Source organism: Streptomyces sp. NPDC005435, from assembly GCF_040703155.1.
Taxonomy (GTDB): domain Bacteria; phylum Actinomycetota; class Actinomycetes; order Streptomycetales; family Streptomycetaceae; genus Streptomyces.
In genome coordinates, this window is sequence record NZ_JBEXEQ010000025.1 from 44377 (window position 1) to 57545 (window position 13169).

The 13169-nt window shown below is 75.0% G+C and carries 9 protein-coding genes; 5 read left to right on the plus strand and 4 right to left on the minus strand.

Features of this window, described 5'->3' with window-relative positions; translation table 11 throughout:
- Window positions 1-132: 132 nt before the first annotated feature.
- The 5 genes from AB0898_RS27285 to AB0898_RS27305 all read left to right on the plus strand — a co-directional run bounded on the left by AB0898_RS27285 (window position 133) and on the right by AB0898_RS27305 (window position 5833).
- Entirely contained in the window at window positions 133-1782 is a 1650-nt protein-coding gene (locus AB0898_RS27285; protein WP_366805702.1) for a SulP family inorganic anion transporter, read from the plus strand.
- Window positions 1782-2207, plus strand: coding sequence for an ATP-binding protein (locus tag AB0898_RS27290; RefSeq protein ID WP_366805642.1), 426 nt, complete (start codon window positions 1782-1784; stop codon window positions 2205-2207). Before AB0898_RS27285 ends, AB0898_RS27290 begins: the two co-directional genes overlap by 1 nt.
- A gap of 241 nt (window positions 2208-2448) precedes the next feature.
- Window positions 2449-2796: a helix-turn-helix transcriptional regulator gene (locus AB0898_RS27295; RefSeq protein ID WP_199581990.1), complete on the plus strand. Its 348-nt coding sequence runs from the start codon at window positions 2449-2451 to the stop codon at window positions 2794-2796.
- A 172-nt stretch (window positions 2797-2968) separates the two neighbouring features.
- A complete protein-coding gene (locus tag AB0898_RS27300) occupies window positions 2969-5011 on the plus strand; it encodes a TerD family protein (RefSeq protein WP_366805703.1) in 2043 nt (680 codons plus the stop codon).
- Window positions 5012-5035: 24 nt separating this feature from the next.
- Window positions 5036-5833 (plus strand): hypothetical protein, encoded by a 798-nt coding sequence (locus tag AB0898_RS27305; protein ID WP_366805643.1) that lies wholly within the window; start codon window positions 5036-5038, stop codon window positions 5831-5833.
- 15 nt (window positions 5834-5848) lie between these two features.
- Here AB0898_RS27305 and AB0898_RS27310 read toward each other — a convergent pair whose 3' ends face one another.
- The 4 genes from AB0898_RS27310 to AB0898_RS27325 are packed head-to-tail and all read right to left on the minus strand — an operon-like array spanning window position 5849 to window position 13113.
- Window positions 5849-6589, minus strand: coding sequence for a class I SAM-dependent methyltransferase (locus AB0898_RS27310; RefSeq protein ID WP_366805644.1), 741 nt, complete (start codon window positions 6587-6589; stop codon window positions 5849-5851).
- Between the two features lie 52 nt (window positions 6590-6641).
- Entirely contained in the window at window positions 6642-8372 is a 1731-nt protein-coding gene (locus AB0898_RS27315) for a hypothetical protein (protein ID WP_366805645.1), read from the minus strand.
- Window positions 8369-11938 carry a DUF5682 family protein gene (locus tag AB0898_RS27320; protein WP_366805646.1) on the minus strand — a complete coding sequence of 1190 codons (3570 nt, stop codon included), beginning with the start codon at window positions 11936-11938 and terminating at the stop codon, window positions 8369-8371. Before AB0898_RS27320 ends, AB0898_RS27315 begins: the two co-directional genes overlap by 4 nt.
- A gap of 5 nt (window positions 11939-11943) precedes the next feature.
- Window positions 11944-13113, minus strand: a complete 1170-nt coding sequence (locus AB0898_RS27325; protein WP_366805648.1) for an AAA family ATPase — start codon at window positions 13111-13113, stop codon at window positions 11944-11946.
- Window positions 13114-13169: the final 56 nt, after the last annotated feature.

The following is a 13169-nucleotide window of genomic DNA, read 5'->3' on the forward strand; positions in this document are numbered from 1 at the left end:
AGATGCTGTCCTGGTTGTGTCCGCAGGCAGGAAGCCGAGAAGTCCGTGTCCGTACCGCTGTCCCCGGCCAGGGCCGCCCGTCTGTGGGCCTCCCTCGCCGCGCTGCTGCCCGGCCGGGGTGACGTGGCCCAGATGCGGCGCGACCCGCGCCGGGATCTGCTCGCCGGGCTCACCGTGGCCGTCGTCGCGCTCCCGCTGGCGCTGGGCTTCGGGGTCTCCTCCGGGCTCGGTGCCGAGGCGGGGCTCGCGACCGCCGTCGTCGCCGGCGCCGTGGCGGCGGTCTTCGGCGGGTCCAACCTCCAGGTGTCCGGGCCCACCGGCGCGATGACCGTGGTCCTCGTGCCGATCGCGGGCCGGTACGGCCCGACCGGGGTGCTCACCGTCGGCCTCATGGCGGGCGTCATGCTCGTCGGGCTGGCCCTGCTGCGGGCCGGGAAGTACATGCGGTACGTTCCCGCGCCGGTCGTCGAGGGGTTCACCCTCGGCATCGCCTGCGTGATCGCCCTGCAGCAGCTCCCCAACGCCCTGGGCGTGGCCAAGCCCGAGGGCGACCGCGTGCTCGTCGTGACCTGGCGCGCGGCGGAGGAGTTCGCGAAGGACCCGAACTGGACGGCGGCCGGGTTCGCCGTCGCGGTGGCCGCCGTGATGCTCGTGGGCGCGCGGTGGCGGCCGACCGTGCCCTTCTCGATCGTCGCCGTGATCGCGGCGACGATCGTGGCCCAGGCCGGCGGATTCCACGACGCCAAGCCGATCGGCGAACTGCCGGCCGGTCTGCCCCTGCCCTCGCTGTCCTTCCTCGACCTCGGCTCGCTCGGCGGCCTGCTCGGCCCCGCCGTGGCGGTCGCCGCCCTCGCCGCGCTGGAGTCGCTGCTGTCCGCCTCGGTGGCCGACGGCATGACGGTCGGGCAGCGGCACGACCCCGACCGCGAACTGCTCGGGCAGGGCCTCGCCAACATCGCCGCCCCGCTGTTCGGCGGCGTACCGGCCACCGGCGCCATCGCGCGCACGGCGGTCAACGTCCGCACCGGCGCGGGCTCCCGGCTCGCCGCCCTCACCCACGCCGCCGTCCTCGCCGTGATCGTCTTCGCCGCCGCGCCGCTCGTCTCGAAGATCCCGCTGGCCGCGCTCGCCGGAGTCCTGCTGGCCACGGCGATCCGCATGGTGGAGACCGGCGCGCTGCGGGCCATGGTCAGGGCCACCCGCTCCGACGCGCTGGTGCTCGTCCTGACCGCCGTCGCGACCGTCGCCCTCGACCTCGTCTACGCCGTCGTCATCGGCCTCGCCGTCGCCGGGGTGCTCGCGCTGCGCGCCGTCGCGAAGCAGGCCCGCTGCGAACGGGTGCCGCTCGACCGGGCCGACCACAGCGCCGAGGAACACGCCCTGCTCGCCGAGCACATCGTGGCGTACCGCATCGACGGTCCGCTGTTCTTCGCCGCCGCCCACCGCTTCCTGCTGGAGCTGGCCGAGGTCGCGGACGTACGCGTCGTCATCCTGCGCATGTCGCGGGTGTCGACCATGGACGCCACCGGCGTGCTCGTCCTCAAGGACGCGGTGGAGAAGCTTCAGCGGCGCGGCATCCGCGTCCTGGCCTCCGGGGTACGGCCCGGTCAGCGCCGGGTGCTCGCGTCCGTGGGCCTACTGGAGCTGCTGCGGGACGAGGGCCGCGAGTACGCCACCACCCCCGACGCGATCCGGGGCGCCCGCGAGCACCTGGAACGCACCGGAGTGCTGCCCGCCCCGCGCGCGGGAACCACCCCGGCACCCCGCCCGGTGGAGGCGTGATGTTCACCGAGCTGAACTCCTTGCCCCACCGGCACGTGCTCACGCTGCCCACGGAACCCTCCGCCGTACGCCTCGCCCGGCAGACCGCCGAGCAGGCGCTGGCCGAGTGGGGCATCGGACCGCGCCACCCGGCCGTCGACCCCGCCCTGCTGATCGTGAGCGAGCTGGTGACCAACAGCGTGCGGCACGCCGCCGTACTGTCCCCGCAGGTCACGGTGGTCTACGCGGCCGCCCCCGACCGGGTCGCCCTCGTCGTCCACGACCGTCATCCCCACCGGCCCCGGCTCGACGGGCCGGGGCTGGCCGCGAGTACGGGCGGTCTGGCCACGGTCATGGAACTGACGCTCGGCCTGGGCGGCAGCGCCGCCGTCCGGGCCGACGACGACGGGGGCGGCAAGAGCATCTGGGTCACGCTTCCGCTCTGAGGGCGGTGTCGGCGTACATCGGCCGGAATACGGGCCGGTCCGCCGTGTCGAAGACTTGCTAATCTCGGCAATTCACGAGGTCATCGCCGCCGCGACCGGTGGCTCCCGTCGTCGACGTGGATTCGGCCGGGCCGCCGCCGCACGCGAGGATGGGACGCATGGTGTTGAGGAATGGCCGGACGCGAGGCGCCGGAGCGCGACCGGCGTCGTCGTGCCGCCGCGCGGAAAGGGAGACGGCCCGGTGAGTACGCCGCTGTACCAGCTCAAGGCGGAGTTCTTCAAAACCCTGGGCCACCCCGCTCGCATCCGGGTCCTGGAGCTGCTGAGCGAGCGCGAGCACGCGGTCGCCGAGATGCTGCCCGAGGTCGGCATCGAGCCCGCCAGCCTCTCCCAGCAACTGGCCGTCCTGCGCCGGGCCAACCTGGTCAGGACGCGCAAGGAGGGCTCGAACGTCTACTACTCCCTCACCAGCCCGCATGTCGCGGAGCTGCTGCGTGTGGCCCGGACCATCCTCTCGGGCGTCCTCGCGGGCCAGGCCGAACTCCTCGCCGACCTCCAGGCGACCCAGGGCGAGGGAAAGCGGGCCTGAGCCTCCGGCCCCGGCCCGCTCGTGCGGGTTCGCGTCTCCTTGGGGTGACTTTCCCCGTTGATCGCTAGAGTCATGGTGTTCACATCAGGTGCACCGAATCTCCACACGAGCGTTCGGTGAGGGCGGGGGGTTCCTTCTGCCTGGTGACCGGTCGGGAGGCCGTGTGTACGAGATGACCAAGGGCGCCAACGTCGTTCTGGGCGGCCTGACGGACGGCGACGTCGAGTCGGTGGTGGTCAGCCTGGGGTGGGTGAGTCCGACCGGTGAGGGCGACGCGGACGTCTCCGTGCTCCTGCTGGACGAGAACGGCAAGGTGCGCGGCGACACCGACTTCTACTTCTACAACAACCCCTGCGCGCCGGACGGAAGCGTGCAGCTGCTCGGCAAGACCCCGGTGGGAGAGGGCAGCGAGGACCGGATCGGCTTCGACCTCAAGGCACTCCCGGACGACGTCGCCACGATCCTCGTCGCGGCCAGCCGGTACGAGTCGGCCCGCTTCGACGAACTGGAGAACCTGCGGCTGACGTTGAGCGACGGCTCGGGCGAGCCGCTGCTGACGTACGAGGTCGGGGACGCGGGCGGAGTCAGCGCGCTGATCTTCGGCGAGCTGTACCGGCGCGGCGAGGAGTGGAAGTTCCGCGCGGTCGGGCAGGGGTACGAGGCGGGGTTCGCGGCGCTGGCGTCCGATCACGGGGTCGACATCGAGGACGATGCCGGGCACGCCGAGGTGGTGGACGACGCGCGTGCGGAGGGGGCCGAAACGGCGGCCGAGGAGGCCGGTGAGCCGGCGGTCGAGCAGGTCACCGCGCCGACGCCGGCGGACGACCCCGGTACGCCCGCCGTGGCCGCCGTCCCGGCCCCGCGTACGTCCGCCGCCGAAGCCGTACCGGCCCAGCGAAAGACGCGCCCCCGGACCGCCAAGAAGAAGGTCACCCTCCCCGCGACCCTGAAGAAGTCCCTCGCGGAGAACGACGCGTGGCGCGGTGCCCGGCTCTTCCCCGTCTCCGCGCTGAAGAGCGACCGGGACCGGGAGATGCGGGCCACCTCCGTGCTCCTGGCCGTGATGGCGCAGGTCCCGGAGTTCGGGCGCCGGCTCACCGCCGGGTTCGGTGCTCCCGCCGGACGGATGGAGACCTTCACCGAGGTGTCGCTGCCGCACGGCGACACGCCCCGGCGCCCGGACGGCGTGATCCGGGTGGAGCGCGCGGGCAAGCTGTGGACCGCGCTCGTGGAGACCAAGACGAACGGCAACCCGCTCAAGGCCGAACAGGTGCAGGCGTACGCCGACATCGCGGCGCGGCGGGGGTACGAGGCGGTCATCACGCTCTCCAACGACGTGGCGCTTGAGGGCAGTCCGCTGGTCGAGGTGAAGATCGACCGGCGGCGCAAGAACAAGGTCAGCCTGTGGCATCTGTCCTGGGCCGAGGTGGCGCACCAGGCGCAGCTGCTGATCCGGCACGAGGGCGTGGCGAATCCGGCCCACGCCTGGCTCCTTGAGGAACTCCTGCACTATCTCCTCCACGAGAACTCCGGCTGCCACGGCTTCCAGAACATGGGCCCCGCCTGGGTGCCCGTGCGCAGCGGCATCCAGGACGAGACGCTCTGCCAGGGCGACCCCCGGGCGCTGGAGACCGTCGAGAGCTGGGAGCGGCTGGTGCGCCAGGTGTCGCTGGGCCTCGGCGGCGAACTCGGTCTGAAGGTCCTCCCCGTCCAGCGCGCCCGGCGCGGCACGGACGCGGTGGCCCGGCGCTCCCGTATGGCCGACCAGCTGTGCCAGGACGGCAAGTTGCAGGCGGAGCTGCGGATCGAGGGCGTCACGGGCGTACTCGGGGTGACGGCCGACCTGCGCACCACGAAGATCCGCACCTCCATCGACATCCCGGCCCCCGCACAGGGCTACCCGCTCTCCTGGGCCAAGCGCATCGTCCGCGAACTGGCGGAGGCACCCGCCGACCTGCACATCGAGACCCTGGTCGAGGGCGAGACCGGCGGCCCGCGCGGCACCCTGGAACGCCTGCGCCCCGAGCCGGGCGACATGCTGCCCAAGAGCGGCGTGAAGATCACCGGCTTCCGGCTCTCGCTCTTCAGGAGCATGGGCGCTCAGCGGGGCAACACGGAGGCGGGCTTCATCCGCAGCATCGACGAAGCGGTGCACAAGTTCAACGCGGGGGTGCTGGCCCACTTGGATCGGCTGGTGGGGAAGAAGGCGGCGTAGGACCCGCGTGGGAGACTCCGCCTCATGACTCTCGATGATCTTGATTTCGCCGGGTGGCGGTCCCTCGACGCGTCCACGGCGCGGCGGTTGGCCGAGGAGACGGCGCGGCGGGTCGGGGGATCGGTGAGCGAGGTCGGGGTCGGCGAGCACCTCGGTGGACCGTGGCATCGGGTGCTCGTCGAGCGGGACGGGCAGGAGTTCGCGCTGATACCCGGGGGCCGGGTCGTGGTCGGTTTCGACCTGGCCGCCTGGCAGCCCACGGCGGAGCAGGAGGCCGACCACGCCGAGAGCCTGGCGCAGGGGCTCGCGTACGGTCCCGATCTGCGCGCCCACCTCGCGCGGGTGCTCAGCCCCCGGCGGACCGTCACCGTGCCGACCGTCCTGATGGCCGTCGAGGCCGAGGCGCTGACCGAGCCGCCCGCCGACCTGCCGGACGCGCTCGCCGCGCGCGGGCTGCGGCTGCCCAGCGCCGACGAGTGGGAGCACGCCTGCGGGGCCGGGGCGGGCACGCTGTTCCGATGGGGCGACGCGTGCCCGCTCGACCGGGTCCCGTACGGCGACAGCACCGGCCCGCACAACGACCGCAACGCCTTCGGTCTGCGCATCGCTGACGACACGTACTCCGCCGAGCTGAGCCAGGACCCCGGTGCCGTGCACGGCGGGGACGGGGGCGAGTCGGTGTGCGGCGGATACGGGACGTTCCTGGGCTGGCTGCCGCTCGCCACCGCCAACCGCAATCCCTCCATGGCCGACTTCGTCCACGGCGAGGACGGCGAGGACATGTGGGAGGACTTCTCCACCCGGCCCGTGCTGCCCCTCTGAGCGACGACGGCCGGGTCAGACCGGCTTGCGCCAGACGGAGACGTGTTTCGGGGAGTCGTCCGTGAACGGCGTCCCGTCCCAGTCCGCCACGCGCCGCTCCAGTGCGAGCCCGGCGAGCCGTGCCATCAGGTCCAGCTCGGCCGGCCAGGCGTAGCGGTGCCGGGAGGCGTCGCGGCGGTAGCGGCCGTCCTCGCCGTCGCGGGTCAGATGGTGCGAGACGAGGATCTGCTCGGCCAGGTCGAACGTGTCGAAGCCGAGGTGCCGGTCCGACACGTCGAACGGTACGGCGGCCGCGCCGGGCGGCAGGAGCCGCAGCGGGGGCACGTTGAGTTCGATGACGAAGCGGCCGCCGGGCGCCAGATGGCGCGCGGCGTTGCGGAAGCACTCCACCTGCTCGTCCTGGGTGAGCAGGTTGGAGATCGTGTTGTAGACGAGGTAGACCAGGGTGAACTCGCCCGGCACGACCGTGGTCGCCATGTCCCCGATGACCACCGGCAGGGTCTCCTCGTCCACCTTGCGGCGCAGTACGGCCGCCATGGGCGCGGACAGTTCGACGCCGGTCACGGGAATCCCGCGCTCCCGCAGCGGCACACCGACGCGCCCGGTCCCGATGGCGAACTCCAACGCCGCTCCCTCACCCGCCAGTTCGGCCAGGAAGGCGAGGGCCGGGTCGAGTACGGCGGCGGAGAACATCTCGGCGTCCTCCGCGTCGTACCGCTCGGCGGTGGCACGGCTCCACAGTTCGCTGCTCGTCACGGCGGGGTACTTTTCCGGGTCGGTCCGGGGTTGTCGAGCGGTTTACCGTCCGTTACGCGCTCCAGCCCGCCACACACAACGCCCTGTCCAGCGCCACCGTGTACTCCCGCGCCTTCAGCCACGCCTCCGTGAAACGCGTCGGGTCGGCCGGCAGCAGGCGCCCGAACGCGTCGCGGGAGCGGGTCGTCGCCGAGGAGTGCAGCTCCGTCAGGAGGGCCGCGGCCGTCGGGAGGCCGTGGGCGGTGAGGTGACGGGGGTCGGTGGCAGTGCCGGTGCCGGGGTGGGCCAGGGCGCGGCGGCCGCCCGCGGTGGCCTGGTGGACGCGGCGGAGGAGGAGGTGGACGGGGGGTTCGTCGGCCGGGGGCGTGGGGTGCGGGAGCGGGGTGTGGGGTGGCAGGTCGGCCTTTTGCAGGCGGTCCAGGCCCACGTCCACGTGCGTGCCCGGGACGGCCGGGTGTTCCGTCGCCAGGAGGGTGGCCCGGGGGTGGGAGGCCGGGGTGAGGCGGGCGATGACGCGGAGGGGGGTGCCCGTGGCGGCGGCCAGGAGGCGGAGATTGTCGCGGTGGGGGAGGGAGGGGTTGTCGTGGGCGGCGGTCAGGCGGAGGGTGACGCCGTCCGAGGCGGCCAGCAGGCAGTCGCCCGCCGACTCGGGGGCCGTGCCCGTGAAGGTCACCTCCAGGAAGAGCAGCCCGGGGGAGCCGGGCGCCAGGGCGCGGGTCAGCTGCTCCCCGAGGGGGACGCGCCAGAGCCGGTCCAGGGGGTCCGCGCGCCAGTCGACGCCGGGGGCGCGTACCGCGCGCACCTTGGCGCCCGCGCCGAGCCGGCCGCTGGGGGAGACCGTCGCGCCGGAGACCGCGAGCCCCGCCCGGGACAGTTCGCGGTGGGTGAGAGCCGTGTCGCCGAGGCGCACCGCGCGGTCGGCGGCGCCCACCGCGCGGGCCGCGCCGCCGGGCGCCACGTCCGGCACCTGGTAGAGCCTGCCGCTCGCGTCGGCCGTCCACGTCACCACGCCCGCGTAGCCGTTGGCCGTGAGCACCGGCTCGGTGAACAGGCCGTACAGCCGCAGCGAGCCGTCCGGGCGGTACGGCTGCCGCGCGGTGCCACGCAGGGCGGCCACTTCCTCCCCCTCGGCGGACGGCAGGCGGTGGGACACCGCGAGGACGTCGCCGAGGGCAGCGACGAGGTCCGCCAGCCGGTAGGACGGGTCGGCCGAGCGGGCCGCGCGTACCGCCGTGACCACCGAGGACGACGCTGCGGCGACACGGTGCAGACCGGCCAGGCGCGCGGTGTGGGCGGCGCGCAGCAACTCCGCCTGGAGGACGGCCCCGCAGCCGTCGGCGCCCGCGTCGAGCACGGCGGCCGCCGCGCTCCATACGGCGCGTACGGCGGTGAGCTGTGCGGGAGTCGGCCGCTCGGGCTCCGGCGCGGGCGCCTCGAAGCCCGAGGGCTGCGTCGGTTCCTCGGCCAACGCCCCCTCGTCAAAAGCCGGTTCGGCATCCGCCACCGGTGCCGACGACGCGGCTGCCGCCCGGTGCAGACAGTCCGGCGCCAGCAGGCACCCGCAGCGGACCGCGTCCGGAGTCGTCACCGTGCCGCCGGGCGCATGGAGTTCGACGTACGTGCTGTCGTCGACGGCGATGCGTACGGTGTCGCCCTCGCGGTCCACCGGGCGGTCCGCCAGCTTGGCGATCCCCGCGTCCAGGCGCTTGCGCAGCCGGGGAGAGAGCGCCTCGACCAGTGCGGCGGTCACCTCCGGTGCGACGGGCGGCAGTTGGGTGCTCATGCGATCTTCTCCCCAATCCAGCGGGCGAGTTCGAGGGGGCTGAGGGCGGCCACCGGCATCCCCGCCTCGACCAGCCGGCCCGCCACGCCGGTCGAGTAGCGCGGGCGGCCCGCGTCGTCCAGGCTCGCGCAGCCCAGTACATGGCAGCCCGCGCCGACCAGTGCGCGTACCTCGCCCAGCAGTCCGCCGAGCGGGTAGCCCTCCTCGAAGTCGCTGATCAGCACGACGAGCGTCCGCGAGGGCACGGTGACCAGCTCGCGCGCGTGCCGCAGCCCCGCCGCGATGTGCGTACCGCCGCCGACGCTCACCTCCAGCAGCAGCGACAGCGGGTCCTCCACCCGGCCGGTCAGGTCGATCACCTCGGTGGAGAAGGCCAGGAAGTGCGTGGACAGGGTGGGCACCCCGGCCAGCACGGAGGCGGTGAGCGCCGCCCAGATCGTGGACGCCTCCATGGAGCCCGACACGTCCGTGACCAGGATCAGCCGCCAGTCGGCCGCCTTGCGGGCCCGGGTACGGAACACCGGCCGCTCGGGGATCACCGTCACCGTGCCGTCCGGGGCCCGGCGCGCCGTGGCCAGGTTGGCCCGCAGCGTCCGGGGCAGATCGAGACCGCCGCCGGGGCGCCGGCTCGGCCGGGGCAGCGCGGTGCCGTGCAGCGCGGGGCGCAGCCGGGTGGCCAGCTCCCGGGTCAGCGCCTCCACCAGGCGCCGTACCAGCGGCCGCAGCGTCGCGAGCCGCGCCTCGGGCAGGCCGCCCGCGTGCCGCAGCACCGAGCGGAGCAGGTCCACCGAGGGTCGGACGCTCTCCGCGTCGAGTTCCGTGAAGACATCCGTCCGGCCCGTCGCCGCGGCCGCCGCGAGCACCTCCTCCCGGACACCCGGACCGAACAGCGCCGCCAGCTCCTCCGACCACTCCCGCACCCCGGGATACGGCGCCTCCCGGCCACCGCCGGACCCCGAACCCGATCCGGCTCCGGTGAGATCGCCCCGGCTGCCCTCGCCGCGTCCCGTGCCGTACAGCTCGTCCAGCGCGGTCGCCAACCGGCGTGCCGAAGGCGGCAGTTGGTCGCGGCGGCGGCCCAGCACCAGTCGCCACCGGTCGGCCGGGGCGAGCTGTCCGGCGAAGGCCGGGGCCGGCTCACCGGACGGACCGGGGGTCTCCGGACCGGGCCCGGCGACCGTCTCCGGCAGCAGCCCCACCGCCGCCAGCGCCTCCCGCGCCGCCAGATCCGCCCGCGTCCACCTCGCCAGCGCCACCGGATCGACGGCGCCCGTGTCCGCGAGGCGCCGCACACCCAGCCGCTCCTCCACGGTCGACAGCAGCCGCTCGCGCGCCGCCGGGCTCAGCGTGTCGAAGCCGCCGCGCAGGGCCGGGAGACGGGAGAGGAAGTCCTCGTCGGACAGACCCGACACCCGGTTCAGCAGCGGCTCCAGCGCGGGAGCCGCCGACTCCAGCAGGGGTCCGGCGGCGGTGAGCAGCCCGGTCAGCCGGTCGGTGAGCGCCGTGCGGCTCGTGGTGTCGGTCGCGCCGTCCACCCAGGACGCCACCCGGTCGCCCAGGGCCCGCGGCTCCTCGTGCCCCAGCAGCACCCGTACGGCCCCGGCCGCCCCGCGCATCAGCGGCGAGCCCTCGCGGGCCAGCCGGGCGAGCGCGTCGGCGAGCCGGATGCCGCCGAACACGTCGGCGCGGTGGGCGAGTTCGAGCAGGGCGCGGGCGTCGGCCGGGTCGTCGGAGCCGGTGAGACCGTCGACCTGGCGCACGGCCGCCGAGGTCAGCAGCTCGGCGACCTCCGCCAAGCGCGCCCTCATATCGTCGTCCGGCGCACCCGAACCGGCGAGATGACCGGCCCGCAGACGGTCCAACAGGGCCAGTCCGGCCAGGAGTTCGGGCAGCGTACCGGAGTCCGGCAGCACCGACGCGATGTCCTCCACCCGCTCCTCGGTGAGCGCCGGGAGTCCGCACCGGGCCGCCTCCTCAAGGCCCCGCAGCGCCTGGGCCGCCGAGGGGCCGCCCTCCTCCCGCTCCGCGCGCAGCCGCTCGCGCAGCAGCCCCTCGGCGGCCTGGGCCGAGGTGACGCCCCGGACCCCGGCCGCGTTCAGCACGGCCGCCGTGGCGGGCGTCCAGCGCACCTCCCAGCGGGAGGTCAGCGCCTCGCCGCCACCGGCCGCGCCGACCTCCTTGGGCTCGGCGTACGGCACCCCGCACACCGTCAGCCGGCGCAGCAGCACCTCCCGGCGGGCGTCCAGCGCCGAGCGGAGCGGGTCCAGGCGCAGGTCGCGGGTGGTGCCCGGGTCGGCCGGGCCGGGCAGGCCCAGCTCCGCCAACTCCGCCTCCACGGCGGGCGCGAGGCCGCTGCGGGGCGCGTCCGGCGCCGGGCGCCCGGCACGTGTGCCGACGAGCACGCGTTCCATCGCCCGCGCCACGGCCCGCCCACGCCCGTACGGCTCGCCCTGCGCGAGCACCGTCTGCACCGCCTCCACCAGTTCGCCCCGGCCCGCCGCGGGCAGCCCCCGCAGCCGGGCCAGGTCACCGGCGAGACGGGTGATCTCCCGTGCGTCGGCGGGCCCCGACGGATGCCCGAGCGCCCGCAGTTCGGCGCAGATCCGCACCGCGGCGCCGGTCAGCGCGTCCGTCAGGGCGGAGGGATCGCCGGCCGCGTCGAGCACCAGGTGCTGCCACTCGGGGTCGCGGATACCGGCGGGGTAACCGGAGCGCTCGTCCAGCAGGGCGTAGGTGTAGGGGATGAGGGAGGTCGTCCAGGCCGGGGCCGGGGCCGGGGAGGGGCGTGAACCCGAGCCCTCGGCCGGGGCGAGCGGCACCGGGCCGGGCAGCGTCGAGTCGAGTGGCACCGGGCCGGGCAGCGTCGGGTCGAGCAGCGCCGGAGCGTGGAAGGCGCCCACGACCACCGCCGCCCGCTTCCCGTCGGCCGTGGCGGCGGCCAGCCGGGACCGCATCCAGCTCTCCCTGCGCAGGTCCAGCTCCGGCACCCCGCCCGAAGCCGCGGCCTCCTCGCGCAGCGCCCACCCCGTCAGCAGCGCCGCGCGCCGCAGCGCCTCCGGCGGGGAACCGGGCGCGGCGGCCTCCACCAGCCGGTCCCACAGGTCGTCGTCCGGTCGCCCGGTGAGCCGGGAGCGGAGGGCGGCGGTGATGCCGGGGGCGGAGGCCGCCCGCCGTGCCGTCTCCCCGCCCGCCCACGCCCGGTCCGCCAGCGGCAGATCGCAGGTGAGCACCGGCACCCCGCGCCGGGCCGCCCACCGCACCGCCGCCAGCTCGGGCGAGAAGTCCGCGAAGGGGTAGAAAGCGGGCCCCACGTCTCCCCTCGCCGACCCCGACCCCGGCGCCGCCGCCAGCGCGACCGGCGCCCGCGTCTCCTCATGCGCGAGCCACGGCAGCCACTCCTCCAGCTCGGCGGGCAGCTCCACGAGCACCACGTCCGGTTTCGCGGCGTCCAGCAGCGCCGGTACGGCCGCCGCCAGCGAGGGCGCGTGGTGCCGTACCCCGATGAGATACGGCGCCGCCGGGTCGGTCAGGGCGGCCACCGCCGCCTCGGGGGATGCGTGGGACACGGTGCTCAGCCCTCCAGTACCGTGCGCAGGTCCCACAGGGTGCGCCAGGTGGCGGAACCCTGCTCGGCCCGGCGCCGTACCGGACCGTCCCAGTAGCCGCGCAGCCGGGCCGCGTCGGCCGGGTCGTCCTTGCGTACGACACCGAGGAGGTGACCCGGCAGCAGGCCGAGCACGTCACGGTCCCCGGGGAAGTAGACGGCGGCCAGCCCGAGCGCGCCCGCGACGGACACCGCCTCGGCCGTGCTCATCACGGTGGAGGGCCGCTCCACCTCCCAGCCCTCCGCCGACCGTCCCTCGCGCAGGTCCCGGAACGCGGTGACCAGGGCCTCCAGTACCGCGTCGTCCACCTGGAAGGGCGCGCCCGAACGCTCGACCGCCGCCCGGGCCTGGCCGCGCACCAGCGCGGTCTCGGCGTCGAGGTCGGAAATCGGGCCCACCGTCTCGAAGTTGAAGCGGCGCTTGAGCGCGGCGGACATCTCCGAGACGCCCTTGTCCCGCAGGTTGGCGGTGGCGATCAGGTTGAAGCCGGGTGCCGCGTGCGCCAACGCGTCCTCGCCGCCCGCCAGTTCGGGTACGGCCATGCGGCGCTCGGAGAGCAGCGACACCAGCGCGTCCTGCACCTCGGGCAGACAGCGGGTGACCTCCTCCACGCGCGCGATCGCCCCGCGCGTCATCGCGGTGAGCACCGGCGAGGGCACCAGCGCCTGCCGGCTGGGCCCCTGGGCGAGCAACAGGGCGTAGTTCCAGCCGTACTTGAGCTGGTCCTCGGTCGTCCCCGCCGTGCCCTGCACCGTCAGCCCGCTGGTGCCGCACACGGCGGCCGACAGCAGCTCGGACAGCATCGACTTGGCGGTGCCCGGCTCACCGACGAGCAGCAGCCCGCGCTCCCCGGCGAGTGTGACGACACACCGCTCCACCAGCGCGCGGTCACCCACGAACTTGCCCGTGATCTCCAGCCGTCGGGGCACCCCGGGCGGGACCACCGCGTCGGCCGGCAGCGCGAGGGCGCGCCCGTCGCTGCCCATCACGAAGGTGACGACGGCGCGGGGCGTCAGCCGCCAGGCCGGCGGGCGCGGTCCGGTGTCGTGCGCGGCGAGGAAGGCGAGTTCGGCGGCGAACCGGTCCTCCGGCGGGACGATCTGGCGTGCCGCGCCGGGGGCGAGGTCGGTGGTCATGAGCGGGAATCCTTCGCGGTGGTGCGGGGGAGAGGGCGGTCATCGGCGCCGCCCTC